General features: G+C 73.1%; 25 protein-coding genes and 1 pseudogene. 16 read left to right on the plus strand and 10 right to left on the minus strand.

Going from position 1 to position 25855, the window contains the following annotated elements:
* Window positions 1-2: 2 nt before the first annotated feature.
* On the minus strand, window positions 3-650 hold the full coding sequence (locus HNR10_RS16555; RefSeq protein WP_179824586.1) for a DUF1707 SHOCT-like domain-containing protein: 648 nt from the start codon (window positions 648-650) through the stop codon (window positions 3-5).
* A 264-nt stretch (window positions 651-914) separates the two neighbouring features.
* Here HNR10_RS16555 and HNR10_RS16560 point away from each other — a divergent pair, with 264 nt between their 5' ends.
* The gene (locus HNR10_RS16560; protein ID WP_179824587.1) at window positions 915-2501 is read left to right on the plus strand and encodes a serine hydrolase domain-containing protein; all 1587 of its coding nucleotides are present in this window, start codon (window positions 915-917) and stop codon (window positions 2499-2501) included.
* Here HNR10_RS16560 and HNR10_RS16565 read toward each other — a convergent pair.
* A complete protein-coding gene (locus HNR10_RS16565) occupies window positions 2467-3249 on the minus strand; it encodes a hypothetical protein (protein ID WP_179824588.1) in 783 nt (260 codons plus the stop codon). The two genes, HNR10_RS16560 and HNR10_RS16565, sit on opposite strands and share 35 nt — an antisense overlap.
* A 56-nt stretch (window positions 3250-3305) precedes the next feature.
* Here HNR10_RS16565 and HNR10_RS16570 point away from each other — a divergent pair, with 56 nt between their 5' ends.
* From HNR10_RS16570 to HNR10_RS16585, 4 genes are all read left to right on the plus strand, one after another.
* Window positions 3306-4091: an ABC transporter ATP-binding protein gene (locus tag HNR10_RS16570; protein ID WP_179824589.1), complete on the plus strand. Its 786-nt coding sequence runs from the start codon at window positions 3306-3308 to the stop codon at window positions 4089-4091.
* A gap of 187 nt (window positions 4092-4278) precedes the next feature.
* The gene (locus tag HNR10_RS16575; RefSeq protein WP_179824590.1) at window positions 4279-4665 is read left to right on the plus strand and encodes a DoxX family protein; all 387 of its coding nucleotides are present in this window, start codon (window positions 4279-4281) and stop codon (window positions 4663-4665) included.
* A 333-nt stretch (window positions 4666-4998) separates the two neighbouring features.
* Window positions 4999-5922, plus strand: coding sequence for an SPFH domain-containing protein (locus HNR10_RS16580; protein ID WP_179824591.1), 924 nt, complete (start codon window positions 4999-5001; stop codon window positions 5920-5922).
* A gap of 152 nt (window positions 5923-6074) precedes the next feature.
* The gene (locus tag HNR10_RS16585) at window positions 6075-6833 is read left to right on the plus strand and encodes a sulfite exporter TauE/SafE family protein (RefSeq protein ID WP_179824593.1); all 759 of its coding nucleotides are present in this window, start codon (window positions 6075-6077) and stop codon (window positions 6831-6833) included.
* Window positions 6834-6837: 4 nt separating this feature from the next.
* Here HNR10_RS16585 and HNR10_RS16590 read toward each other — a convergent pair whose 3' ends face one another.
* The 3 genes from HNR10_RS16590 to HNR10_RS16600 all read right to left on the minus strand — a co-directional run bounded on the left by HNR10_RS16590 (window position 6838) and on the right by HNR10_RS16600 (window position 9135).
* Window positions 6838-7461 (minus strand): HD domain-containing protein, encoded by a 624-nt coding sequence (locus tag HNR10_RS16590; RefSeq protein WP_179824595.1) that lies wholly within the window; start codon window positions 7459-7461, stop codon window positions 6838-6840.
* A gap of 202 nt (window positions 7462-7663) precedes the next feature.
* Window positions 7664-8551 carry an alpha/beta hydrolase family protein gene (locus HNR10_RS16595; protein ID WP_179824597.1) on the minus strand — a complete coding sequence of 296 codons (888 nt, stop codon included), beginning with the start codon at window positions 8549-8551 and terminating at the stop codon, window positions 7664-7666.
* Window positions 8545-9135, minus strand: a complete 591-nt coding sequence (locus HNR10_RS16600) for a TetR/AcrR family transcriptional regulator (RefSeq protein WP_179829781.1) — start codon at window positions 9133-9135, stop codon at window positions 8545-8547. The genes HNR10_RS16595 and HNR10_RS16600 overlap by 7 nt, the downstream gene beginning before the upstream one ends.
* 394 nt (window positions 9136-9529) lie before the next feature.
* Here HNR10_RS16600 and HNR10_RS16605 point away from each other — a divergent pair, with 394 nt between their 5' ends.
* Complete coding sequence (locus tag HNR10_RS16605; protein WP_179824599.1) at window positions 9530-10990, plus strand: aldehyde dehydrogenase (NADP(+)); 1461 nt, start codon at window positions 9530-9532, stop codon at window positions 10988-10990.
* A gap of 45 nt (window positions 10991-11035) precedes the next feature.
* On the opposite strand, the gene HNR10_RS16610 is transcribed toward HNR10_RS16605, so the two are convergent.
* Window positions 11036-11692 carry a hypothetical protein gene (locus HNR10_RS16610; RefSeq protein WP_179824601.1) on the minus strand — a complete coding sequence of 219 codons (657 nt, stop codon included), beginning with the start codon at window positions 11690-11692 and terminating at the stop codon, window positions 11036-11038.
* A gap of 270 nt (window positions 11693-11962) precedes the next feature.
* Here HNR10_RS16610 and add point away from each other — a divergent pair, with 270 nt between their 5' ends.
* Window positions 11963-13006 carry an adenosine deaminase gene (add, locus tag HNR10_RS16615; protein ID WP_179824603.1) on the plus strand — a complete coding sequence of 348 codons (1044 nt, stop codon included), beginning with the start codon at window positions 11963-11965 and terminating at the stop codon, window positions 13004-13006.
* Between the two features lie 132 nt (window positions 13007-13138).
* On the opposite strand, the gene HNR10_RS16620 is transcribed toward add, so the two are convergent.
* Window positions 13139-14275, minus strand: a complete 1137-nt coding sequence (locus tag HNR10_RS16620; RefSeq protein ID WP_179824605.1) for a CapA family protein — start codon at window positions 14273-14275, stop codon at window positions 13139-13141.
* 1004 nt (window positions 14276-15279) lie between these two features.
* On the opposite strand from HNR10_RS16620, the gene HNR10_RS16625 reads away from it, so the two are divergent.
* From HNR10_RS16625 to HNR10_RS16635, 3 genes are all read left to right on the plus strand, one after another.
* The gene (locus HNR10_RS16625; RefSeq protein WP_179824607.1) at window positions 15280-16368 is read left to right on the plus strand and encodes a chaplin; all 1089 of its coding nucleotides are present in this window, start codon (window positions 15280-15282) and stop codon (window positions 16366-16368) included.
* Window positions 16369-16553: 185 nt separating this feature from the next.
* Window positions 16554-17513 carry an SURF1 family cytochrome oxidase biogenesis protein gene (locus tag HNR10_RS16630; protein ID WP_312889302.1) on the plus strand — a complete coding sequence of 320 codons (960 nt, stop codon included), beginning with the start codon at window positions 16554-16556 and terminating at the stop codon, window positions 17511-17513.
* Entirely contained in the window at window positions 17497-18378 is an 882-nt protein-coding gene (locus tag HNR10_RS16635) for a class I SAM-dependent methyltransferase (protein ID WP_179824609.1), read from the plus strand. Before HNR10_RS16630 ends, HNR10_RS16635 begins: the two co-directional genes overlap by 17 nt.
* Here HNR10_RS16635 and HNR10_RS16640 read toward each other — a convergent pair.
* On the minus strand, window positions 18353-18919 hold the full coding sequence (locus HNR10_RS16640; RefSeq protein WP_179824610.1) for an RNA 2'-phosphotransferase: 567 nt from the start codon (window positions 18917-18919) through the stop codon (window positions 18353-18355). The two genes, HNR10_RS16635 and HNR10_RS16640, sit on opposite strands and share 26 nt — an antisense overlap.
* Before the next feature lie 115 nt (window positions 18920-19034).
* Between HNR10_RS16640 and HNR10_RS16645 the strand changes: the two genes are divergently transcribed.
* From HNR10_RS16645 to HNR10_RS16655, 4 genes and pseudogenes are all read left to right on the plus strand, one after another.
* Complete coding sequence (locus tag HNR10_RS16645; RefSeq protein ID WP_179824611.1) at window positions 19035-19985, plus strand: TIGR02452 family protein; 951 nt, start codon at window positions 19035-19037, stop codon at window positions 19983-19985.
* Between the two features lie 22 nt (window positions 19986-20007).
* A pseudogene (locus tag HNR10_RS31270) lies at window positions 20008-20124 on the plus strand (GNAT family N-acetyltransferase); the annotation flags it as partial.
* Between the two features lie 48 nt (window positions 20125-20172).
* Window positions 20173-20424: a Smr/MutS family protein gene (locus tag HNR10_RS16650; RefSeq protein WP_179824612.1), complete on the plus strand. Its 252-nt coding sequence runs from the start codon at window positions 20173-20175 to the stop codon at window positions 20422-20424.
* A 112-nt stretch (window positions 20425-20536) separates the two neighbouring features.
* On the plus strand, window positions 20537-21661 hold the full coding sequence (locus tag HNR10_RS16655; RefSeq protein ID WP_179824613.1) for a Kelch repeat-containing protein: 1125 nt from the start codon (window positions 20537-20539) through the stop codon (window positions 21659-21661).
* Window positions 21662-21691: 30 nt separating this feature from the next.
* On the opposite strand, the gene HNR10_RS16660 is transcribed toward HNR10_RS16655, so the two are convergent.
* A complete protein-coding gene (locus tag HNR10_RS16660; RefSeq protein WP_179824614.1) occupies window positions 21692-23083 on the minus strand; it encodes an alpha/beta hydrolase domain-containing protein in 1392 nt (463 codons plus the stop codon).
* Between the two features lie 195 nt (window positions 23084-23278).
* Here HNR10_RS16660 and HNR10_RS16665 point away from each other — a divergent pair, with 195 nt between their 5' ends.
* Entirely contained in the window at window positions 23279-23800 is a 522-nt protein-coding gene (locus HNR10_RS16665; RefSeq protein WP_179824615.1) for a GNAT family N-acetyltransferase, read from the plus strand.
* Window positions 23801-23822: 22 nt separating this feature from the next.
* On the opposite strand, the gene HNR10_RS16670 is transcribed toward HNR10_RS16665, so the two are convergent.
* A complete protein-coding gene (locus tag HNR10_RS16670; protein ID WP_179824616.1) occupies window positions 23823-24704 on the minus strand; it encodes a helix-turn-helix transcriptional regulator in 882 nt (293 codons plus the stop codon).
* 121 nt (window positions 24705-24825) lie between these two features.
* Between HNR10_RS16670 and HNR10_RS16675 the strand changes: the two genes are divergently transcribed.
* A complete protein-coding gene (locus HNR10_RS16675) occupies window positions 24826-25854 on the plus strand; it encodes an aldo/keto reductase (protein ID WP_179824618.1) in 1029 nt (342 codons plus the stop codon).
* Window position 25855 lies beyond the last annotated feature (1 nt).

Below are 25855 nucleotides of genomic sequence, written 5' to 3' on the forward strand. Positions count from 1 at the left end.
TGTCACTTGTCGCGCTTGTTCCGCTTCTTCCGGCGGGGACCCTTGGCCTTGATGTCGATCCCGCCGAGCATGCACGTGCCCGTCAGCCGCACGACCGGCGCGTTCGGGTCCGTGAGCTGGTCCGTTCCGTGGACGTCGGCTCCGCCGAGAATCGCGGACGTGTTGTTGATCACGCGGACGCCGTGGGGCACGACGATGCTGACTCCGCCGAGGATGACGGCCAACTGGATGGTGACCTCGCGCGTGCTCAGGACCGCCTCGCGCAGGTCCAGGTCGACCCCGCCGCACAGCACGGACACGTTCGTGCGCGGCTCGACCAGCCACCGGCCCTTGCGTTCGGCGCCGCCGAAGACGGCGACCAGGTTCTCCGACCCCTTGCTCTGGCCTGCGAGGTCGCGGGCCTCGCTGCCGAGGATCTCCATGCCGCTGGGGGCTCCGGAGCGCTGCTCCATCGCCGCGTAGTCGAACCCGCCCGTCGGCAGGTCGGCGACCAGGGGCGACAGCTCGCCGATGGTCTTGGCCTTGTACAGGCCGTCCAGTCGCTCCTCATGCTCCACCGGAGACAGACGGCCCTCGGCCAGGGCCTCCCGAAGGCGCTCGGCCACCTTGTCCCGGTCCGCGTCGGAGGCTCGGATGTGCTCGGGCTGCATGATGACTGGTCTCCTCGTTCCATCCGGGCGGTCGGGGTCCCGACCTGCCACTCTTCCAGTATCGGCTCGTCGGCGCCCGAGGGGATCAGGTATCGACCCTGGTACGACCCGGAGACCTGATTCTCCCCGACCCGGGGACGCTCCCGCTCACGTGGACGCGGGACTCCGGGACGGCCCCGGAGGGCCCCGCCCGGGTGCGGGCCCCAGGCCGGCCGTGCGGTCCGCACCATGGTGGCCGTCCGGGCGCCGTCCTAGCGTGGCCGGATGACTCCAGCCCCGCAGCCCGGGCGTCGCCGGGCGCACTTCGTCCTCTGCCTCCTGGGCGCCCTCGCGCTGGTGTGCGCGCACGCGGTCCCGGCCGCCGCCGGGGCGCCGCGGACCGAGGGGCCCCGGACCCCTTCCCCCGCCGCCGTCGACGCCCTGGTGGAGGAGTACCGGGAGGCCACCGGCCTGCCCGGCGCGGCGGTGGTCCTGACCCACGGAACCGAGGTCGTGCACGCCCGCGGGTACGGCGAGACCCCCGGGGGCGAGCCCGTCACCGAGCACACCCCCATGGCCGTGGCCTCCCTGAGCAAGTCGGTCACCGCGCTCGCGGTCGTCCAGCTGGCCGAGGCCGGTGCCCTCGCCCTGGACGACCCCGTACGGGAGCACCTGCCCGAGTTCACGATGGCCGATCCCCGCGCGGACCGGATCACCGTGCGCCGGCTGCTCGACCAGACCTCCGGTATGTCCGACACCGAGTTCGCCTCCTACAGCCGGGGCCGCAGTACTCTCACCCTGCGCCAGTCCGTGGCGGACCTGCGCGACGTCCGTCTGGCCGCCGAGCCCGGGACGCGCTGGGAGTACCACAACCCCAACTTCCAGGTCGCCGCGCGCCTGGTGGAGGTGGTCGGCGGCCGATCCTTCGCCGACCACCTGGCCGAGCGGGTCTTCGCTCCGCTGGGCATGGACGACAGCACCACCATCGACACGGACCTGGACCTGCCGCCGAGCGCGCGCGGCCACGTCCTGCTCCTCGGCCGCGCGTTCGCGGCGGACGAGCCCCGGGGGTTCGGGAACGGCTCGGGCGGGGTCGTCAGTACGGCCGCCGACATGGGTGCGTGGCTGGTCGCCAACACGAACGGCGGGCGGGGGCCCGATGGCACCCGCGTACTGTCCGCGGAGGGTGTGCGGTCCCTGCACAGCCCCTCCCGGGTCTCCGGTTCCTACGCCCTGGGCTGGTCGCTGGACGAGACCTCCTCGGGAGCGCCGGTCGTCGAGCACGGAGGGGACCTGCTCACCGCCACGGCACACCAGGCCCTGCTGCCCGAGAGCGGCCACGGTGTGGCGGTCATGGCCAATGCCGGGGGCTCCGTGGCCGGTGCCGGTCCCCTGGCCGCCGCGCTCGTGGACCTGATCGACTCCGGAAGCGCGCCGGCCCCGCCGACGGGCACGGCGGCGTCGGCCCTGGACGCCGTCCTGCTCGCCCTGGGCGCCGCGGCCGTGCCGCTCGCCTGGCGCGGGGTGCGTCGTGCGCGCGTCTGGGCGCTCGCGCGCACGGGACGGCCGTGGTGGGCCGTGTCGGCCCGCCTGCTGCCCTACGCCGCCCCGCCGCTGCTACTGGCGGTCCTGCACGAGGTCGTCGGCCGGCTGTTCGGGGGCAGGGACGTGGCGTGGTTCCAGGTGCCCTACCTCTTCACGTCGTTCTGGATCGCGCTCCTTTTGACCGCCCTGTCCTGCGTGGCGGTCGTCGCGGCCCGCCTCGTCCACGTCGCGGCCGGGCGCCGTCGCGGTGCCGCCGGTGCCGCCGGGGATGCAGGGGGTGCCGGTGCGGGTCTCAGCGGCCCGGATTCCCGGGGGCGGACGTCGTGATGGCGGCGTGGGCGGCCACCTGGGCGCGCCGCACGGCCATGTCGAGTTCGCGGAGCGCCTTCGTGCGCGCCGCGGCCTGCTGGGCGGTGAGCCCGCGGCCGGAGTTCGGCTCGGCCAGTTCCACCACGCGCGAGAGCCGGGTCGCCTGCGCGGCCACCCGGTGGGCGCGCGGCGGGTAGCCGGAGGCCAGGGGCGGCGCCTCGCGCTCGCCGAGCGCGCCCACCCGGTCGTGCACGCCGGGGGTGAATCCGGCGATGTCGTCGACGTCCTCCAGCGTCCGGGTCACTTCGAGCAGGGTGAGTTTGAGCCGCTGTTCGGCCTCGGCCAGATCGGGTACCTGCGGAAGCGCGTCGTTCGCCGGATACGGCGTCCAGGAGACGCCGACGTAGGATGAGCCACGCCGATCGATGGCGGGCACCAGGCCCACCTGTCGGTCGGCGAGGCGCACCAGGACCCCCTCCTGGGCGTGCAGGGCCGCCTGGTTCAGCTCCTTCGGGCCCACCAGCCCGAGGGGATCGCCCTGGGCGGGCAGCGCGAGCCGGAACACGGACAACCCCATCCCGCCGAGGCGGACCAGGGCCGTGCGCAGCGGTACGCCGCTGTCGAAGGGCAGGTCTCCTGGGGGTACTGTCCCGATCAGGTTGGGGCCGCTGCGGCGTTCGACGGCGTCGACGGCGTCGTCCAGTCCGACGTGGCCGGACAGCCAGGCGTTGCCCCAGGCGACGAGCGGTGCGGACGTGTGATGCATTGCTACAGGGTAGGGCGGCCCGTGCACCGGCGTGGGACGTGACGAGGAGGAGGACGATGGACGGGCGGGTTCTGGGCCTGAACGGGGTCACGGTGCGGCGCGGCAGCGCGCATCTGCTGAACAGTGTGGACTGGTCGGTCGCCGAGGGTGAGCGGTGGGTGATCCTCGGCCCGAACGGTGCGGGGAAGACCACACTCCTCAACGTGGCCGCCAGCCAGTTGTTCCCCACCACGGGGCAGGTCGACATCCTGGGCGAGCGGTTGGGCCGGGTCGACGTGTTCGAGCTGCGTCCGCTGATCGGCTACGCGGGAGCGTCCGTCGCGGGGCGCATCGAGCCGGGGACGACCGTGCTCGACATCGTCGTCAGCGCCGCTTACGGCTATCTCGGTCGCTTCCGGGAGGAGTACGGGAACCCGGACTACGGTCGCGCCCGCGCGCTGCTGGGGCACTGGGGTGTCGCCGAGTTCGCCGACCGCAGGTTCCACACGCTCTCCGAGGGCGAGCGCAAGCGCGTGCTCATCGCGCGGGCGCTGATGGCCGACCCCGAGCTGCTGCTCCTGGACGAGCCGGCCGCGGGGCTGGACGTGGGCGGCCGCGAGGACCTGGTGCGGCGGCTGGGCAACCTGGCCCGCAACGAGGACGCGCCCTCGCTGGTGATCGTCTCGCACCACGTCGAGGAGATCCCGGAGGGCTTCACGCACGGGCTGCTGTTGCGCGAGGGCGGGGTCGTCGCGGCCGGGCCGCTGGACGAGGTGATGACGGCGGACGTGCTGTCGGAGACCTTCGGCCTGCCGTTGAAGGTGGAGCGCGACGGGGACCGCTGGTCGGCGCGGGCGGTGTGACCTGAGGGGGCTCGCGCGGTCCGGTGGACCGCGGGGGTTCGGCCCGGCCGGGGCGTGCTGGACGGGGGCCGTCACAGCACGGCGGTGGCCGGCGTCTGATGGGCGAACGGTCGTTCCCGGCCGGGGCGGGCACTGACGCCGTCCCTGTCCGGGGCGCACACCGCCGCCGATGTCAGGGGGAATCCCGATGAACCTCGCTCTGTGGATCGTGACCGGGCTGCTGGCCGCCGCCTACGTGTTCGGGGGTGCCGGCAAGCTGATCGTGCCGAAGGAGAGGATCGCCGCCTTCGGGCCCAGCGCGAGGTGGGTCGAGGACTGGAGCGCCGGCGGTGTGAAGGCCATCGGGGCGCTGGAGGTGCTGGGCGGGGCGGGTCTGGTCCTGCCCGCCGTGACCGGTGTCGCGCCGGTCCTGGTGCCGCTGGCCGCGGTGGGGCTGGCGATGATCATGGTGGGCGCGGCGGTCACGCGGGTCCGGCGCCGCGAGTTCCGCCTCATGGCCGTGGACCTGGCCTATCTCGTCCTGCTGCTCTTCGTGGTGTGGGGCCGGTCCGTCCTCGAACCGTTCACCGGCTGAGGCGTTCCGCCCGCCGGACGGCCTACGGCCCGGACAGCTGTTCGTGGCGACGAGAGCGACCGAACCGGCATAAAGGGTTGCGGTATTGGTGAAAAGCTAGAGTCCGGAATTTGGATTTCTGTCCGGATGTAGTCCGCCGGGGCGGATATGGGGTAGCGTCATCGATCGTTGAGCGGACCGCTCCATTTCAGCGCGCTTGATGATCGATCGGGTGGGCGGGGCCGTCAGCGCGCAGTCCGTGCCCGCGCCCGCCTGCCACCCTGTCAGGAGATCCGGAGCCGCCCAGATGCCGCTGCAGAACCCCACCCCACGCGCCGAGAACGGGGTGGCCCCATGACCATGATCATCATCGTCGCGCTTTTCGTCGCCGTTCTGTTGATCATCTTCTGGAGGAGCGTCCGCATCGTCCCCCACTCGATGGAGGACGTGGTCGAGCGTTTCGGTAAGTTCCACCGAACCCTGAGTTCCGGTTTCAACGTCGTCATCCCCGGCGTCGACCAGGTGCGCGAGCGCATCGACCGACGCGTGCAGGTGGTCAGTTTCCCCCCGCAGTCGGCGATCACCGAGGACAACCTCGCGGTGGAGGTCGACTCCGCCGTCTACATCCGCGTGGTCGACGCCTACCGGGCCACCTACGAGGTCGCCAACTTCATCCAGGCGGTCGAGCAGCTGACCCTGGCCACCCTGCGCAACGTCATCGGCGGGATGAACCTGGAGGGCACCCTCACCTCGCGTGACCAGATCAACCGCGAGTTGAAGTCGGTGCTCGACGAGGCCACCCGCGACTGGGGCATCGAGATCAGCCGGATCGAGCTCAAGGGCATCGAGCCGCCGTCCTCCGTGCAGGAGGCGATGGAGATGCAGATGCGCGCCGATCGGGAGAAGCGCGCGCAGTTGCTCAGTGCGGAGGGCGAGAAGCAGTCCGCGGTGCTGCGTGCCGAGGGTGAGCGCACCGCCGCCGTGCTGCGGGCCGAGGGCGCGGCGGAGGCGCAGGCGCTCACGGCCAAGGCGGACGCCCAGGCCCAGACGACGCGGGCGCGCGGTGAGGCCGACTCCATCCACATGGTGTTCAAGGCCCTGCACACGAGCCGGGTCGACCCGGACGTGCTCGCCTACCACTACCTGCAGAAGCTGCCCGAGATCGCGCAGGGCGACGCGAACAAGGTGTGGATCGTGCCCGCGGAGATGGGTTCGGCGCTCCAGGGGCTGGGCGGTGCCTTCGACCGGCTGCGCAGCGAGGTCGTCAACCTCCCCTAGCTCACGCACCGGCCCGCCCGCGGAACGCTCCGCGGGCGGGCCTGCTGCTGTGCCGTGGGTCACGCGACCCGCTTCGGGGGTCGGCGGGGCCGCTCTCGTAGGCTGAACGGGTCCCGATCGTCGGGGCGGAGCAGGGGCCGGATCGGACGGACATGGAACTCTGGGAGGCAGTCGCCGTTCTCCTCGCGGGAGTGGCGGCCGGCGGCATCAACGCCATCGCCGGGTCGGGAACGCTGTTCACGTTCCCGGTCCTTCTGGCGCTCGGGTACCCGCCCCTCACCGCGACCATCTCCAACAGCATCGGTCTGGCGCCGGGCACGCTCAGCGGCACCATCGCCTACCGCCGGGAGCTGTCGGGCCAGCGCGGGCGGATCCTGCGGTTGGGGTCGATGTCCTTCCTGGGGGCGGTCACGGGCGCCCTGCTGCTGGTCTACCTGCCGGCCGACGTGTTCGAGACCGTCGTGCCGTACATGATCGGCTTCGCCTGTGTGCTGATCCTGCTGCAACCGCGCATCGCCCGGTGGGCGCGCTCGCGCAAGCCGGCGAAGCCCAACGGCGGCCCGCTGATGCCGCTCGGCGCGTACGTGACCGGTACCTACGGCGGCTACTTCGCCGCGGCCCAGGGCATCATCCTGCTGAGCTTCCTGGGCACGGCGCTCGATGACGGCCTGCAGCGGATCAACGCGCTCAAGAACGTCATGACCACGATCGTCAACAGCACGGCCGCGGTGTTCTACATCGTGCTCGCCGAGCCCTCGTGGCCGGTGGTCGGACTGATCGCGGTCGGCACCATCGTCGGCGGCTACCTCGGGGCGCGCTTCGGCCGCAGGATGAGCCCGGCGGCCCTGCGCCTGTGCGTGGTGGTCGTGGGCCTGACCGCGGCCGTGCAGCTGCTCCTCGGCCGGATCTGACCGGTCAGTTCCGGAAGTACCCGCGCCGGTCGGCGTCGTCGACGAGCGCGGTCGCGTACGAGCCCAGGGCCTCGGAGCCCTCGGAGATCAGTTTGACCTTCGCCATGACCTCGGTGCGGGTGACGCCGAACCGCAGCCAGGTGCCGCCCTCGTTGTGCCAGTTGGCGAGCATCGGCGCGAGGCGGTCGACGGCCCGGGCGAAGCGGGCCTCGGGGGTGGCCCCGGCCTCGAACTCCTCCCACAGCTCGCGGGCGCGGGCGGCCTGGTCCTCGGGCAGCAGGGGGAAGAGGCGGTCGGCCGCGGCGCGTTCGCGCTCGGCCTGGGTCTCGGCGTTGACCTGGTCGAAGACGAAGGTGTCCCCGGCGTCGATCTCCACGATGTCGTGGACCACCAGCATCTCGGTGACGCGGTCGATGTCGGTGCCCTCGGGCGCGTACTCGGCGAAGGTGCGGGCGGACAGGGCCAGGTGCCAGGAGTGCTCGGCCGAGTTCTCCCGGCGCGAGCCGTCCACCAGCAGGTTCCGCCGCAGGACGCGCTTGAGTTTGTCCGCCTCCAGAAGGAAGCGCAGCTGCGCGTTCAACCGCTCGTTGTCGACCCCGCTGGCAAAGACCGGTGCCGGTTCCGTCACGTGGTTCGCCCTCCTGAAGGATGAGTCGAAACGGTCAGGTGGACCGCGGTTGCGGCCGCCCCTGGATGATCCCATGGAACGCGCACCAACTGTCGCGGCGGCGTCGGCCAGACGGATACCGGGAGAGGTCGCGCCGTGCGCGCGGTGAACGATGGGTGTCGCACGGGGCCGTGGTGCGAACAGCGGGCGGCCAGGGGGCTGATCAGGCGTCCGCGGTCGCCTGGACCTGGGCGGAAGACGTGAGGTGGAGGTGGAACCACTCGGTCAGGGCGCGGTCGGTGAGGACGCCGGCCGGGGTGAGCGGTCCGGGTTCGAGTCCCGGTTCCGGTCCGATCGCGTGGGCCAGATCCGGAACCACGATGTGACGGAGTGCATGCTCGTCGCCGTGGTCGGCCCTGGCACCGCCCAGGGCGTCGTGCAGGGCCTGGCCGTGCTGGGGCGGGACGACGGGGTCCTGGCGTCCGGTGACGACGAGGAGGGGGACCCGGTTCCGGGCGATCTCGTCGGCGCGGGCGGTGAAGTCCAGCCAGCCGCGCACCTGTCGGGCTTGTTCGGTCCAGGTGTAGGGGGTTCCGCTGCGCTGCTCGCGGGCGGCGATGACCAGGGCGGGGTCGACGACGGGGTTGATGACGGCGGCGGCCCGCACGGGCAGGGCGTCGTCGGCCAGGGCCAGGAGCGCGGCGGAGGCGCCGGCGCCGACACCGACCAGGCCGACGGGGTCGTCGGTGACGGGGAAGGCGGCGCGCAGTTCGGCGGTGACGCGGCGGAGTTCGGCCGCGGCCTGCTCGACCACGGGTCCGAAGAGTTCGACCAGGTAGTCGCGTTCACCGAGCCGGTTGACCTCGGTGACGCCGCCCTCGGGCAGGCGTGCGCCGAACATTGGCAGGCCGAGGAAGACGCGCCAGGCGGGGAGCGGGGCCATGGGGACGGCCCCGGCGAGCGCCGACTCACTGCGCGGCGGCTCGAAGGCGTGCAGTCCCAGGACGAGGGGTGCGGGGACCCGGCCGTCGGCGGGCGGCAGGGCGAGGTAGGGGACCCCGGCCGCGGTTCCGGTGACGGGTCGGGTGAGGGCGCTTGCGTCGGCTACCAAGGATGGTCGCCTCCGGTTCGTACGGAGTAGTTGGACAGGTAACTGCTGACCAGGCGTTTGGCCTCGGTGATGAGGTCGGGGTCGCCTTCGGCGTCGTCGCGGAAGGCGAGCTTGAGGACGGCGTCGGCCGCCTCGACGGCCACGTTGACCGCCCGGTCCAGTTGATCATCATCGGGGATGCCTGTGACGGAAACGATGATTCTGCGCAGGCGCACGGAGATGACGCGGTTGTTCTCGGCCCCTCCGTTGAGCAGCCGGGTGTCGACGATGTCGCCGAAGTGCAGGCTGCGGAAGCCGGGCACGTTGCGGTGCATGTCGATGTACTCGTCGATGACGGTGTCGACGGCACCGGTCCAGTGCGTGAAGGAGGCGTCGGCCAGGCGTTCGGTGACGCGGGCGCTGAACTGATCCAGGTAGCGCAGGCCGAGGGCCTGGGTGATGGCCTTCTTGTCCGGGAAGAACTGGTAGACGGACCCGATGGCGACGCCTGCGCGTTCGGCGATGCGGGTGGTGGAGAGGTTGTCGTAGCCGACCTCGTCGAGGAGGTCGGCGCAGCAGTCGAGCATGCGCTGGACCCGCAGCATGCTGCGCTGTTGGGCGGGCAGGCGGCGGAGCGGCGCCTGGGCGAAGGCGAGTTCGTCCTGTGCGGTGCCGGCGGGCCCGCGGCTGTCGCGTGACACGTCGGGCCCGTCCGTCGCGCCTGTGGACCGCCGGGGCCGTGGGGGCGTTGTGCTTCGGGAGTTTGTCGTCACACCACCTATGATGCCTTTCCGGATTCACCTGGTTCCGGGGAAATTCCAGTTTCGTTCCGGAAGCGGTCGCCCCGGGTACCGGTAGGGCCCTGATCCGGGCTTTCGCATCGGCCTCCGTGGAGGGCGGGGGTGTGGGCCGCCCGGTTGGATAGCGCTTTCCAAAGCGGGGCGTGGCATGGTTGGATCGTGCCCGAGGCAGTGCACACACGTCCCAGGAGGATGAGGCATGACCACCGTCCCGCCCGACACCACGCCGGAAGAACTCGACGCCGCCCTCACCCGGGCGTCCGCCGCCGCGCCGCTGCTGGCCGGCCTCGCGCCGAGCGAGCGCGCCGCGCTCCTGGAGGCCGTCGCGACCGCCCTGGACGCGGCCGCCGACGAGCTCGTCCCCCTGGCGATGGAGGAGGCCCACTACCCGGAGGCGCGCTGCCGCGGCGAGCTCGGCCGCACCACCTTCCAGCTGCGCGAGTTCGCCGAGCTGCTCCGGGACGGCTCCTACCTGGAGGTGGCCGTGGACCCGGCGGACCCGGAGTGGGGCACGCCCCGCCCGGACGTACGCCGCGTCCTGGTCCCGCTCGGCCCGGTCGTGGTGTTCGGCGCCAGCAACTTCCCCTTCGCCTTCGCCACCGCGGGCGGCGACACCGCCTCGGCCCTGGCCGCCGGCTGCCCCGTCGTGGCCAAGGCGCACCCCGGGCACCCGAAGCTGGCCCGGCGCACGGCCGAGATCGTCGTCGACGCGCTCGCGGGGGCCGGTGCCCCCGAGGGCACGTTCGGCCTCGTCCACGGTGTGGAGGCCGGGCGCGCGGCCGTCCTGCACCCGCTCACCCGGGCCGTCGGCTTCACCGGCTCCATCCCCGGCGGGCGGGCCCTGTTCGACCTGGCCGCCTCGCGTCCGGACCCGATTCCGTTCTACGGCGAGCTCGGCAGCGTGAACCCCGTGTTCGTCACCCGCGCCGCCATGGGCGCGCGCGGCGACGAGGTCCTCCAGGGCTACGCCGAGTCCGCCAACATGGGGGCGGGGCAGTTCTGCACCAAGCCCGGGGTCGTCTTCCTGCCCGAGGACGCCAAGCTCGACGCCCTCGTGGCGGACTTCGCCGAGCGCGGCGCGTCCTCGCTGCTCAACGACCGGGTGGCCCAGGGTTTCGACCGCGTGCTGGGCGGGCTCGTGGACCACCCGGCCACCGAGGTGCTGGTGCGGGGCCGCCGGACCGACGAGGGCTGGTCGCCCTCGCTGCTGCGTACCGACCTCGACTCCCTGCTGGAGAACGCCGACACCCTGCTGGAGGAGTGCTTCGGCCCCGCGACGCTCGTGGTGACCTACGCCGACGAGCGGCGCCTGCTGGAGGCCTCGGGTGTGCTCAAGGGCCAGCTCACCGTCACCGTCCACGGCGAGGAGGACGACGCGGTGGCCCCCGCGCTGCTGGCCCTGGGCGCGTCCGTGGCCGGGCGCGTGGTCTGGAACGGCTGGCCGACCGGCGTCGCCGTCACGCACGCGATGACGCACGGCGGCCCCTACCCGGCGACCACCGCGCCCCTGCACACGTCCGTGGGCACCACGGCGATCCGCCGCTTCCTGCGTCCGGTCACCTACCAGTCGGTCCCGCAGTCCCTGCTGCCGGCGGTGCTGCGCGACGACAACCCGCTGGGCGTGCCCCGCCGGGTCGACGGGGCGCACCCGTCCGTGTGACCCGAGTCCTCGGTTCCGGCTCCGGCTCCGGCGCGGGTCCCGTCCTCACTCCGTGGGGGCGGGACCGGCCGCGTGCCGGTCGTAGTCGGCACGGAAGCGCTTCAGCCGGGCCTGCCGGCTCCGCGCGTGGAAGAACAGGGCGATCATGGCGGCCACCAGCAGGGCCGGTGGCGTCAGCTGGGTGAGCATCAGCGGCTCGAAGCCGGGGCCGGCGATCTCGGTGAGGGTCGGCACGGAGACGACCGCCGCGACCGGCACCAGCGGCGCCAACACGTAGCCCGGGCTGCACGCCCGTACGAGGTGGTCGCTCATCCGCCGGGCCGCCCGGTTGATCTCGGGGTCGGGCCCCAGCAGCCCGGTGCGCGCCTGGAGCCCGGCGGCGGCGTAGACCTCGGGGCGGCTGGTGCCGGTGTCCGGCAGGCCCCGGGCCGACAGGTACAGGAGGGCGCCCACCACCAGGACGGCCACGAGCCCGGCGGACGGGACGACGGCGATCGTCCACACAGGGGTCCCGGGAGCGGTCGGGCCCGGGGCGGCGGCCAGCACGATGAGGGCGGCGCCGACCAGTCCGGCGGCGCCCGCACCGTAGAGGGCGTGGGCGGCGGGGCGGCGCTGGGCGTGGAGGGTGAACCGAGCGCGGGTGATCCGGAACGGCCCGGGGCGGGGCGGGTCGGTCGGGGCGGCGGGCGTCTGGAAGCTCATGCCCGCCAACGTACGGCGGGGGCACCCCCGGCGCCCACGGCCTTGGGTGATCGCTTCGGGGGCGGTATCCCCCACTTTCGTTGTGCCGGTGTTCGTTGTGCCCGTGCCGACGGGGCCGGCCCCCGAGGGAGCCGCGCGGGGGCCGGCCGCGTGCCGGTCGTCGTCGGCGGGGACACCCGCGGCGTACCGGGTGCGGGCTTTCTGACCGGCCGGTGTGAGCTTGCCGCGCGAGGGGTTGGGAGCGGGGGCGGGCGCGCGTAGTCTCGCGCCATGGAGACCGATCCCGCCCTCACGGGCGTCGAAGCACTCGTCCGGGACCTGCCGAAGGTGGAGCTGCACGTCCACCTGGAGGGGTCCATGCCGGCCGAGACCCTGTTCGAACTGGCCGGGCGGCACGGAGTGCGGGAGCTGCCGGACACCCTGGAGAAGCTGCGCGAGTGGTACGCGTTCACCGACTTCCCGCACTTCGTCGAGGTGTACCTGGCCTCGGTGGGCACGCTGCGCGAGGAGGAGGACTTCGCCCTCCTGGCGTCGGTGGTGGCCCGGAGGCTGGCCGCCCAGAACGTGCGCTACGCCGAGCTGCACGTCAGCCTGTACGCGCACCTGATGCGCGGTGTCCCGGCCCGGGTGGTCTTCGACGGTATCGAGCGGGCGCGGATGGACGCCGAGCGCGAGCACGGCATCCAGCTGCGCTGGATCCCGGACTTCCCCGCCGACTTCGGGGTGGAGTGCGCCGAGGCGACCGTCGAGGCGGTGCTGGCGGACGGCCCGCCGAGCGTGGTCGGCTTCGGGGTGGGCGGGGTGGAGACCCCGCTGGGCCAGTACGCGGACGTCTTCGGGCGGGCGCGCGCCGCCGGACTGGCGAGTCTGCCGCACGCCGGGGAGCACGGCGGGCCGGAGCGGGTGCGCGAGGCCCTGGACGTGCTCGCGGCGGAGCGGATCGGGCACGGCATCGACTCCATGAAGGACGACGCCCTGGTGGACCGCCTGGTGACGGAACAGGTCCCGGTGGACGTGAGCCCCACCTCGAACCTGTGCACCCGCGCCGTGGCCGACCTGGCGGAGCACCCGCTGCCGCGCATGCTGGACGCGGGCCTGTTCGTGACCCTCAACAGCGACGACCCGACCATGTTCGGCAGCGACCTGGGCCAGGAGTACCTGGCCGCGCACCGGATGGGGCTGGGCGCGGACGACCTGGTGCGGTTGGCCGCCAACGGTGTGCGGGCCTCCTACCTGGGGGCGGCCCGGCGCCGGGCGCTGCTGGCGGAGATCGACACGGTCGCGGCCCGGTACGGTGTGGCTCCCGTGCTGTAGGCGCGGGCGGGCCGGCGCGGGCACTCGGTGGGCGGCGGGCCCGGCGCGGGCTTCGCCGTGTCGGGGCGGGCCCCGGCGGGCGGCGCGGGCACCCGTCGGCCCCGCTGTGCGGGCGACGGGTGCCCCGTGTGCCTAGGCGGGGGAGTCGGTGAGCGGGAGACCGCACTCGGTGCGCATGTCCACCCACGTCTGGTGCGCCCGGTCGGCCGCCTCGCCCTCGTAGGGGACCGGCACGCCGCCCTGGATCTGCGCGGGGGCCCAGTCGGACTCGGTCACGCGGCCCTGGTCGAAGGTCAGGGTGAGCACGCCGGTCTCGGCGGTGGGCCCGTTGAAGTTGTAGAAGACGAAGTTGCCCAGGCCGTAGTGCACGTAGGAGTCACCGCTGAACCCGCCCGGGGAGAGCACGTGGGCGTGGCCGCCGACCACCGCGGTGGCGCCGGCCTCGACCAGCTCGTCGGCCAGGGTGGGGGCGTGCGGGAGGGGGCAGTGCGAGCCCTCCAGGCCCCAGTGCAGGAACACGACGACGTTGTCGGCCTCGGCGGCGGCCTCGGAGACCGCCGTGAGCATCCGGTCCTTCATCTCGTTCTTGGTGGAGGCCAGGCCCGGCTTGCCCTCGCCCGCGGTCCACTCGGCCATGAGGTGGTCGTCCATCACGTCGGTGGCGCCGAACATGGCCACGGTCTGGCCGTTCACCTCGGCGATGTGCGGCGTGTAGGCCTCGTCCGCGTCGCGTCCGGCGCCGACCAGGGTGACGGGCGAGGCATCGCCGTTGTCGAGGGTGTCGTTCAGGCCGTCGGTCCCGTAGTCCATGCCGTGGTTGTTGGCGACGCTGGCCACGTCGACGCCCGCCGCGTCCAGCGCCTCCAGCGCGGTGGCGGGGGCGCGGAACAGGAACGCCTTGCCGGGTGCGGGGGTGCCGCCCTCGGTCACCGCCGTCTCCAGGTTGACCATGGCCAGGTCGGCGGCGGAGAGCTGTTCCGAGATGGGGTCGAGCGCGGTGGCCGGGTCGTTCAGGCGTGACTCCAGGACCCCGTCGAACATGGTGTCGCCGCCGAAGGCGATGGTGAACGGCTCGCCCGTCTCGGCGGGTTCGCTCGGCTGCGTCTCGGGCGCCGAGGAGGACTCCTCGGGCGACACCGCCCCGACGGCCTCGTCCGCGGGGTCCTCGCCGGAGGAGCAGGCGGTGACGAGCAGGACGAGTGCGAGTGCGGCGCTCCCGGTGCTGAGGGGGATGCCGCGGCGGGGGGTCGGGGTTCCTACGGGCTGCATGCGTGCTCCAGTGCGGGCGGGGGAAACGGCGAGCGGGGTCCTCGTTCGTGTCTCAGGGTTAGGACGCGTGCTCGGTCGCTCCGGTTGGCCGTCGTGGTCGGACGAATGGCGTGCGGGCTCCGACCTTCTGTCGGTTGACTACTTTTCGTAATCAGTCTAGTGCGGAAAGTCAGGGTGTGCGGAGGTCGGCCGTGCGGGTCCGCGGCCGAGTGTTCCAGGTTAGGTGTTGTTGACCAGCGGTTTTGTCGCCCTTTGGGTAGCGGATGCCGGGTTGCCGCCCTGGAGGGCGATGTGGGGCCACGCGGGGCCGACGGCGGTCGGCGAAGGGCGGCCGCGGGTGTCGTGGGGGCTCCGAAGCCGTCGACGGTGTGCCGACCCGTCTCTGTGAAGGATGCCCGTGGTGACGGAGGGTGATGGCTTGAGTGGATCGGGGCGGGCCAGGGTGGGGCGGGTGGCGGGCGTGTCAGGGTGCGTTTCTTCGCGTTCGCGGCCTTTCCGGCAAAAGGTGCGCCGCTCCTTTGTCGGTCAATCTCCGGCGTTTCTTCGCGGGGTTTGGGGCTGGCGGTGGAACGAAGCAAATTCGTAGACCTTGGGCGGGCTCCGCGGAATTTTTTTCGGCCATATAACTACGTAGGGCTTTAATCTCAGGACGCAGAGTAGCTATTGATGACCCTGTGAACTGCTTCAATGTCTTTGAGTAGTCAGTCGTACGCATATCGTGCTGGCATTGCGGCGAGTCATTTTCTGAAATGGCTGGCACGTCGTCGGTGTCTTGCTAACGTTTCGGTCCATCGGCGGTTCACCGGGTGGATGACCCCATCGTGAGCCGCCGAAAGGGTCTTCCCGCCGTCTCGCCGTTTCCGGGTGACGGACCCGCCGTGCCGTTCGGGTGCGAGGCCGAGTGCCACCGCGATACGCGGCCACCGGATGCACCCGCGGCCCCACCGACGCCCCGCACAGGCGCCGACTACCCGGCTGTCTTCCCTGAAAGGCTCCACAGCACTATGCGCAACACCTTCCGTTACTCCTTCGCCACGGTCCTCACCGCCGGGCTGGTGGTCGCTCCCCTCACGTCGGCCTTCGCCGACACCTCCACCGACGGCTCCGGCGGTGTGGCCAGCGGCAGCCAGGTCGTCGTGCCGGCGGACATCGAGGCCGACCTGTGCGGCAACTCGCTCGCCGTGCTGGGCATCTCGCAGGCGAAGTGCACCGAGGTCTCCGAGGTCCTCTACGAGAGCAGCGGCCAGGGCGGCCCGTCCACCGACGGTTCGGGCGGCGTGGCCAGCGGCAACCAGATCGTGGTCCCCGTCGACGCCGCGCTGGAGGCCTGCGGCAACGCCGTGGGTGTGGGCGGGGTGTCCCAGGCCGAGTGCGAGGAGGTGGTCGAGGTCCTGGAGGAGGAGTCCGGGTCCGATGAAGCGGCGACCACCAGCGGCTCCGGCGGTGTCGCCAGCGGCAACCAGATCGTCGTTCCGGTCGACGTCGCGCTCAACGTCTGCGGCAACTCGGTCGCCATCCTGGGCAACGCCAGCTCCACGTGCACCACGATCATCAACGTCATCCAGGCCTCGCCCGAGAACGAGGCCGACGGCCCGTCCACCGACGGTTCGGGCGGTGTGGCCAGCGGCAACCAGGTCGTGGTGCCGGTCGACGCCGCCGTCGACATCTGCGGCAACGCGGTGTCGGTCCTCGGACTCGCCGAGGCGACCTGCCTGGAGACGATCTCTGACGGCGAGGACGACGGCGGGGACGACGGCGACGACGGTGACGACGGTGACGACGGCGGGGACGACGACAAGGAGCAGGACCGCGACGAGGACACCGACGAGGGCGACAACGGCGGCGACGACGGTGGCGACGACACCGACACCGGTGAGGACGGCGGCGAGGAGGGCGACGACTCCAGCACCGCCGACGAGCGTCCGACCCCCGAGCCGCAGGCCGACGAGCAGCTCGCCCTGACCGGTAGCGCCCTGGGCGGCCTGGTCGCCGCCGGTGTGGCCGCGATCGGCGCCGGCGCCGCCGGGCTGTACTTCGCCCGCAAGCGCCGGAGCGCCGCGGCCGAGGACGTCCCGGCCGACGACCAGGAGTAGGCAACGCGACAGCGGCGCGGCACGAGCGTCGCGCGGTGCGGGGCCGCCGGTGACCGGCGGCCCCGTTCGCGTGCGCGGAGGGCCTGCGGCCGGAGACCGGTGGCCGCGTGCGTGTCCGGGCGCGCCGCGCCCGCTGGGCCAGGGGCGGTGCGGGGCGGCCGGGAGCGTCTCATAACCTCGAAGACGTGCTCAAAGTCCTGTTCTCGCGACGCATGGTCGCCTTCCACCTGCTGGTCCTGGTGATCGTGCCCAGCTTCGTCCGGCTCGGCTTCTGGCAGTTGGACCGGTGGGAGACGCGCAGCGAGTCCGTGCGCCTGCAACAGGACAACGTGGCCGCGGAGCCGGTCCCCGTCGAGGAGCTCACCGGGGTCGGCGAGGAGGTGTCGCCTCGGGACCGGTGGCGCACCGTCGAGGTGAGCGGCACGTGGGACACCGAGCACGAACTGCTGCTGCGCAACCGCGACGGCTCCCGCGGTGTCGGCTTCCACGTGCTGACGCCGCTCGTCACCGAGGACGGGTCGGCCGTCCTGGTCAACCGCGGCTGGATCATGCGGGGCGACACCGCGCTCGACGTGCCGGACGTGCCGCCGGCGCCGGAGGGCACCGTGGAGATCGCCGGGCGCCTCCAGTTCACCGAGACCGAGGAGAACACCGGGCTCGCCAACCGCGACGGCCTGCCGGAGGGGCAGATCATGATCGTGGACGTGGACATGCTCGCCGACCGGCTGCCCTACCCCGTCCTCGGCGGGTACGTCGAACTCACCGAGCAGGACCCGGTGCCCGACCCCGCGCCCGAGCGGATCGCGCTGCGGGAGGTGGACTCGGGGATGAGCCTGTCCTACGCCGTGCAGTGGTGGGTGTTCTCGGTCGTGGCGGTCGTGGGCTGGGTGGTGCTCATGCGCCGCGAGCTGCGCGACGCCCGTGCCGAGGAGGAGGGAGGGGAGCCGGGCGGCTCCGACCGCCCCGGTGGTTCGGGCGGTACGGACGGCTCGACGGACCCCGATGCTGCGGGCGGCTCCGGCGACACGGACGACTCGGAGGATCCCGATGGTGCGCGCGGCTCGGACGGTTCCGATGCCGCGGGCGGTTCGGCCGCCTCGGGCGCCCCGGCGACACCCGAGGGGACCCATGCCGGACGACAGTGAGCGCGCCGAACGGACCGGGGCCGCGGACGGCGCGGACGCCTACCCGGCGCCCGGCCGGGTCGAGCGCCGGATGGTGGACGCGGACGAGAGCGCGCGGGCCGGTCGGTGGTGGTGGGACGGCGCGGCCGACGCCTACCAGGCCGACCACGGCGCCTTCCTCGGCGACGCGGACTTCGTGTGGTGCCCGGAGGGACTGACCGAGGCCGAGGCGGGGCTGCTCGGGGTCGAGGACATGGCGGCGACGCGGTTCCTGGAGGTCGGGTGCGGGGCCGGCCAGTGCGGCCGGTGGCTGCGGGCCCAGGGCGCCCGCGAGGTGGTGGGATTCGACCTGTCCCTGCGCCAGCTGCGGCACTCCCACCGGATCGACGAACGGACCGGACACCGGGTGCCGGCCGTGCAGGCCGACGCCCAGCGGCTTCCGTTCGCCGACGCCTCCTTCGACGTGGTCTTCTCCTCGTTCGGGGCGTTCCCCTTCGTGCCCTCGGCCTACGACGCGCTGGCCGAGGCGGCCCGTGTGCTGCGGCCGGGCGGGCGCCTGGTGTTCTCCGTGACGCACCCGGTCCGGTGGGGCTTCCCCGACGACCCCACGGAGGAGGGGTTCACCCTGCACCAGTCCTACTTCGACCGGCGCGCGTACGTCGAGGAGGACGACCACGGCAACGCGCTCTACGTGGAGCACCACCACACGGTGGGCGACTGGGTGCGGGGGATCGCGGGAGCCGGACTCGTGCTGCGCGACCTCGTGGAACCGGAGTGGCCCGAGGGGCACGACCGGGTGTGGGGCGGATGGGGACCCGTCCGCGGGCGGATGATCCCGGGCACGGCCGTCTTCGTGGCGGTCAGGCCCGATCGCGGCGGTCGGTAGGGGCGCCGAGGTACTCCGGAGGGACGGCCGGGACGAGCCAGACGCCGTTGCCGGTGACCCGGAAGGCGTGGCCGTCGTCGTGCATGCGCCCGGCGTCGACGGTGAGGACGACCGGGGCGCCCCGGCGGGAGCCGACTCTGCGGGCCGTGGCCTCGTCCGGGGACAGGTGCACGTCGTGGCGCCGCATGGGGAGCAGGCCCTCGGCCGTGATGGCGGGCAGGAAGCGGCCCGTGGTGCCGTGGTAGAGCAGGCGCGGGGGCCGGCTCGGTGCCAGGCCGAGGTCGACCCGCACGGAGTGGCCCTGCTGTGCGCGGATGCGGGCGCCGTCGGGGCTGAGGACGAACCGCCTCTTGTCGTTGGTGGCGACGACCTCCTCCAGGGCCGTGCGGGTGAGGCGGACCCCCGCCCGGGAGCAGCCGCGCAGCAGGGAGTCGACGTCCGTCCACCCCTGCGGGTCCAGGCGGACCCCGCCCAGGTCGGGGTCGTGGCGCAGGACGCGCGCGAGGAACTTGGACGCGCGGACGAGTTCCTTTCGGTTCATGGTTCGAGGATGGCGTGCCGCGGGGCGGGAGGCCAGGTGTTTTCGGCGGGAAAAGGCCGTGCGGACGGATCGGTGCGCGGATAGGCTCGCGCTCCGCGAGTGAGGGGGAAGGGCCTTGTCCCAGAGGTTGCGCCAGGTGTGGCGGGAGACGCGTACGGCCTTCGAGCGGGAGCGGTACACCGTGGGGGACCGCACGGTGGACCTGTCCGGCGCGATGGCGGCCATGCGCACGGGTACCAGGCTCCACCTGCCCGAGGAGCTGGAACGGTCGGCTCCGCCGGACCCCCGGAGGCGGACGACCGGTTTCGCGGTCACCGGGGAGAGCACACTGGCGGCCGTCGTCCGACTGGCCGGCGAGGAGGCCGGGTCCGGGGCGGCGGCCGAGGCGGGGCCCGAGGCGGAGGCCGGGGCTTGGACTGACGCGGGAGGCGGCGCGGCCGGGAGGGTGGGCGCGCTGAACTTCGCGTCGGCGCGCAACCCCGGCGGGGGCGTGGCCAACGGCGCTCGTGCGCAGGAGGAGAGCCTCGTGCGGTCCAGCGCCCTGTACGCCTCGTTGACCGCGTGTCCGGAGTTCTACGAACACCACCGTGCCGAGCGCGGTCTGCTCTACACCGACCGGGTGATCCACTCACCGGGCGTTCCTGTGTTCCGTGACGACCGGGGAGGGTGGCTCACACGGCCGGTGTCGGCGGACTTCCTGACGTGTGCCGCGCCGAACCGGCGGATGATCGAGCGGAACAGGACGGGCGAGGCGGAGCGGATCCCCGGCGTGCTGGTGGGGAGGGCGCGCGGCGTCCTGGCGGTGGCGGCCCACGCGGGGGTGGAGCGCCTGGTGCTCGGAGCGTGGGGGGGCGGGGTGTTCGCGAACCGTCCGTCCGAGGTGGCGGAGGCGTTCGCGGAGCACCTGCGCGGCGAGTTCGAGGGTGTGTTCGCACAGGTGGTGTTCGCGGTACTGGGCCGCGACGAGGAGGTGCGCCGGCCTTTCCGGGAGGCGTTCGCCGCCGAACGGTGGGGGCGCCCGCAGGATCGCGGGGCGCGGCCCCCGGCAGGACAGGAGTTCTCATGACCGACGTTCGGATCCGGGCGGCCCGGTCAACGAGCGCTCGATCGCCTTCCACCGGGCGTTCGGCTTCACCGTCACGGGACCGCACCCCGACTACGAGGGACCGGGCGTGGACCGGATGGTGTTCGTGCTGCGGTTGTGACCGCGGGGGCCGTATCATCCGGGGCAAGCGGACGCGGGAGGCGAAGCGATGCGGCTCAAGCTGGACCTGCACGACATCTTCAACAAGGGCCGGGACATCGACCGCGCCCTGAGCGAGATCATGGACGAGGCCGAGCGCACCAAGGCCAAGACCGTGGAGATCATCCCGGGCAAGGGGTCGGGCCAGTTGAAGAAGCGCGTCCTGCGCTTCCTCGACCGCAGGGACATCAAGGCCCGCTACCACCGCGTGGACAAGGACTCCAAGAACTTCGGCCGGCTGTTCGTGCACTTCAAGCACTGAAGCCCGAGGGATGCGCGGGGCCGCTGCCCGAACGTGCCCGAACGTGCCCGGAGGTCCTGGTAGCGTCCGCCTGCCTCCGATCATCCCTCCCACCGAAGACTGGAGCGAGCGTATGCGCGTCACAGGCCGGTCCGTGTTCGCCGCGACCTGCCTGGCGACGGCCACCCTGGCGGCCACCGGCTGCGCGGCGGTCGAGACCGGGGAGTGGGATGTGGGCGTGTCCGTCGGAGAGCCGGCCCCGGCGCCCTTCGGCACCCGCGTGGACCACAGCCTCGTGTGGACCGGTACGGAACTGTTCGTGTGGGGCGGGAGCGGTGGGGAGCGGGGCAGCCTCCACGCCGACGGTGCCGTCTACGCCCCGGACACCGATTCCTGGCGGGTGATCGCGGACGTCGACCTGTCACCGCGGACCCGTCACACCACCGTGGCCCTCGGGGACGGGCGGGTGCTCGTCTGGGGCGGTTCCACGGCCACGCACTCGGGGGGCGGGGACGGGGACGGCCTCATGGCCAGGGACGGTGCGATCTACGACCCCGGAACCGACTCCTGGGAACCGATCGCCGACGCCCCGGAGGCGAGGCGCCTGGCACCGGCGGCCGTGGCGGGCGACCACGTCGTCTTCGGTGGAGGCGGCTACCGGGGCGATCTCCTGGTGTACTCGCCAGCGGACGACGCCTGGGACTCCGTCTCCGTGACCGGTGCCGGAGAGCTGTTCCGTGTGTTCGACCTGGCGGCCGTCGACGACGAGGTCGTCCTGGCCGGTGCCACGTTCGAGCGGATGTTCACCGGGCGGTTCCGGATCGGCGACCCGAGCGTGCCCCTGGTCGAGTTCCCGGACGTCGAGGACGTGGGCGGGATGTACCTCGGGCTGGCGGCCCGGCCGGAGGGCGGAGCGCTCCTCGCGATCGAGGAGGGCCGGGAGGGGCGCCTGTACGAGGTCGACGGCCGGGGGCGGGTCGCGACCGCCCACGAGGCCGAACACTTCCAGCCGCCGGTGCACACGGCCGCCTTCCCCCTCCTGGCGGGCGAGATGGAGTTCGTGGACGGGCTGGGCGTGGTCGCGACCAACGCCGGCGGGTTCAGCCTGTGGAACACGGACACCGGCCTGGCCCACCGGTCCGGGAGCGGGACGCTCGACGGCTACTGCGGACCGGTGGAACCCGTCGGCGCGGACGTCCTGATCGGGTGGGGCGGCCGGTGCGAGACCGGCCGGATCAGGATCGACCTACGGGCCTAGATCCTGGGGCCGTGGGCCGGGCGGCCCGGGTCACCACCAGGGGTGGTCGGCCCGCAGTGCGGCGACGCGGGACGCGCGGGCGTCCTCGGACAGGACGTAGCCGTCGTGCCGGGCGTGGTTCACCGCCCGGTTGACCTGCCACACGTAGCCGCCGCGGCGCGGGTACAGCTCCTCCAGGGTCTCCTCGGTGAAGGGGACGTGCACGCCCATGAGCACGCAGAACGGGTCGCCGGTGTTCGTTCCCTGGTTGAGAGCCGTGGCCACCTCGTGCTCGGACAGGCGGATCCCGCCGAGCCGGTTGCCGTGCTCGTCGCGGCTCGGGGTCGTGGCGTCCGCCCACTCCAGCCGCGGGGCGGCCGGGGGCGCGGTGCCGTCCTCGACCCAGTCCACCAGGTGGTCGTAGGCGGAGTTCAGCACGTGGTGGAAGGGGATCCGGCTCAGCGGGGGGCGGTCGCACCGCTGCGGCTCGCTGCCCGGGTTCTCGCGGGCGATGAGCGGGGCGAAGGTGAGGTACTCGTGCGCGCCGACGTGCGCGGTCCCGGCCACCTCCCACCGGCGGTAGTGCTCGGAGTCCGGCTCCCGGCTCTGCGAGCGCAGCCGGACGTCGGTCTCGGCCATGAGCCGCATGACCGGTGTGGTGCCCTCGTCCAGGTCGCCGGGGGCGCCGTGGATCATGAAGCCGTCGACGGCCCCGTGGGCGGGGTGGACCGCGTTGTGGTAGCCGATGAGGTAGCGGGCCGACTGGGAGTGGCCGGTGGCGATGACCGTGTCGACGTCGAAGCCGGGCAGCGGGTCGACGCCCTCGGGCACGCGCAGGGTCCGCGCGGTCTGGGAGTAGATGTCGAACGCGGGGGCGTCGCCCGGCTCGCTGCCGCCGACGCTCAGCCCGCCGTAGCGCTCGGGGTCCCATGCGCGCAGCGCGTCGACGCCGACCCGCTGGGCGGAGAGGCCGACCCAGACGTGGCCCTCGCGCATGAAGTAGTCGTTGGACAGGAACCAGTCGATCTCGATGTCCTGCCCGAAGCTCACGTTGTTCCACTCCAGGAACGCGGTCCCGCTGGAGTCACGGGCGTGCGCGGGGCGCCGGACCACCATCCGGGTGGTGTAGGGGGACGTGCCGGTCACCGCGCCGGTGGCGGGGTCGTAGTGCTCGGCGGTGCCCTCCAGGAGGAACTCCTCCTCGACGTAGCCGTACGCGTCGAGGTCGACCTCCACGGCCTCGCCCGCCTCGATCGGGGGCGCCTCGGGTCCGTCGGCGGACATGAAGGGGTAGGAGTCGGCGGTGACGGGGACCGGGCCGGACACGGTCGCGGCGGGTCCCTCGACGGGCTCCGAGTGGGCGGGTGGGGCGAGGACCAGGACGGAGGCGACGGCCAGACCGGTCGCGGCGGCGCCGAGGCGCAGGGGGGTGCGGGGGCTCATCCGTGACCACCTTCGGGTAGCTCGATGGTGCCGGAAACGTTAGGGCGCGGCCCGCGGCCCGACAAGGAGTCCTGGGCGCACTTCGCCCCCGTCGGGCGAGAACGCGTGGATCCACCGATGGCCGCGCGGCCGTCCGTGCCCCCTCGCCACGGACCCGGCCGCACGGGATTCGGCCGCTGTGCCATCGTGTGCGCCATGGTGGACGCTCAGCGAAGCATCACGACCCGCAGGCTGGTCCTCGAACCGCTGTCGGAAGGGCACACCGACGCGGTCGTGCGGCTCTTCTCCGCACCGGAGATGAGCACCTACCTCGGCGCGGACCTGTCGGACCGCGAACGGGCGCGGACCATGGTCCGCGCCCGACTGGCCTACGCGGGGCCGCCGGAACTCGGCCACTGGGTCTTGCTGCTCGACGGCGCACCGGTCGGATTGGCGCACCTGCGGCCGTCGCACGAGCTGCCGGGCGGGCTGCCGGAGATCGGCTGGTACCTGGACGCCCGGTACGGGGGCAGGGGCCTGGCGACCGAGGCCGCGCGGGCCCTGCTGCGGTACGGGCTCGACGAGGTCCGGCTGTCCTCCGTGTGGGCCCTCGTCCACGTCGACAACGCTCCCAGCCTCCGGGTGGCCGCGCGGCTGGGGTTCCTTCCCGTGGGGGAGGGGGAGCACTACGGCGGGCCGCACCGGGTGCACGTCGCCCTTCCGGGGCGTGGCCGGTGACCGACACCCCGGGCGGTCCAGTTCACCGGCCGGAGACGGGGGCGGGGGTGCGGGCGAGTCCGGCGAGGCGCTCCTCGGAGGGGGATCCCGGGTCGGCGCAGTAGGTCATGAGGATCTGCCCGGAGTCGCCGGGCAGGACGGCCTTCGAGTAGTGCAGGTCCAGCTCGCCCACCTCCGGGTGCAGGATCCGGTGGACGCCGAACGGGTGCTCGCTCACCTCGGCCTCCTCCCAGAGTTCGGCGAACCGCGCGTTCCCCCGGCGCAGGTCCATGACCACCGCGCACAGGCGCGGGTCGTCCGGGTCGCGGCCCGACTCGACGCGCAGCTTGGCGACCAGGGCGCGGCGCATCGACTCGGGGTCGGCGTGCAGGCCCGCGCCCGGGGCGTCGCCGAAGACCATCCGCGCCAGGTTGAGCTCCGACTCGGGCAGGTCGTCCACGCCCGGCCACAGCCGGCCCGTGATCCGGTTCCACACCAGCAGGTCGAGCGACCGGTTCAGCACCATCGCCGGCACCCGGTCCATGGCGTCGACGAGGGCGACCAGCTCCGGGCGCACCCGCGGTCTCGGTGCGTCCGGCGGTACGCACCACCCGTCGCCGGCCGGTTCGCCCGGCCTGCGGGCGCGTCCCGCGGCCAGGTTGTGCAGGTAGCCGCGCTCGACCTCGGACAGCAGCAGCGCCTCGGCGATGGCGTCCAGCACCGACGCCGACACCCGGCCGCCGCGGCCCTGTTCGATGCGCGTGTAGTAGTCCACGCTGACACCGGCGCGCAGGGCGACCTCCTCCCGGCGCAGCCCGCGCACCCGGCGCCGGTTGACTCCCTCGGGCAGGCCGACGAGGTCGGGGGTGAGGACGGCCCGTCGGCCCTTGAGGAACTGGCTGATCTCCGCGTCCGCGTTCACCATGGACCCCAGTATCCACCGGGCCTGCCTGGTACTGCCAGACCCCGGTTGGAGCGGACCTGGTCCGGTCCCCGCCGCCGCGCCAGTGTGGTGCCCGCACGGACACCACGACGAGGGGAACGACATGGAACGGCGCACACTCGGACGGACGGGGATCTCGGTCAGCGAGTACGCTCTCGGCACGATGATGCTCGGGGCCTGGGGGAACACCGACCACGACGACGCGGTCCGGATGGTGCACACCGCGCTGGACGCGGGGATCAACCTCGTGGACACCGCGGACATGTACTCCGACGGCGAGTCCGAGAGGATCGTCGGCCGGGCGCTCAAGGGCCGCCGGGACGACGTGGTCCTGGCGACCAAGTTCCACAATCCGATGGGACCGGACCTCAACCACCGGGGCAACTCCCGGCGGTGGATCGTCCGCGCCGTCGAGGACAGCCTGCGGCGCCTGGACACGGACTGGATCGACCTGTACCAGGTGCACCGGCCCGACCCGGAGACCGACATCGACGAGACGCTGTCGGCGCTGTCGGACCTGGTGCGCGCGGGCAAGGTCCGCGCGATCGGCACGTCGACGTTCCCGGCGGAGCAGATCGTGGAGGCGCAGTGGACGGCCGCCGAGCGCGGGCACGTCCGGCCGCGCAGCGAGCAGCCGCCGTACTCCATCCTGGCGCGCGGCATCGAGCGCGACGTCCTGCCCACCGCGGCGCGGTACGGCATGGGCGTGCTGACGTGGAGCCCGTTGAGCGCCGGGTGGCTGTCGGGCCGCTACGGCGGACCGGGCGGGGCCGACCCCGCCTCGGCGCACCGCGGCGCGCTGCTGGCGCCGATGTTCGACCCGTCCGTGCCCGCCAACGCGGCCAAGCTGGCCGCGGTCGAGCGGCTGCACGGGGTCGCGGCCGACGCGGGCGTGACACTGCCCCACCTGGCGACGGCGTTCGTGCGCGAGCACCCGGCCGTGACGTCGGTGCTCATCGGGCCGCGCACGCACGAGCAGTTGGAGGACCTGCTGGCGGGTGTCGACGTCCGGCTGGGCGGGGAGGTGCTCGACCGGATCGACGAAGTCGTGCCGCCGGGGACCGACGTCAGCCGCGACATGGTCTTCTACGAGCCGCCGTCGCTGACGGACCCGCGGCTGCGGCGGCGGTAGG

Origin of the sequence: Nocardiopsis aegyptia (assembly GCF_013410755.1) — a bacterium.
GTDB classification, from domain to species: domain Bacteria; phylum Actinomycetota; class Actinomycetes; order Streptosporangiales; family Streptosporangiaceae; genus Nocardiopsis; species Nocardiopsis aegyptia.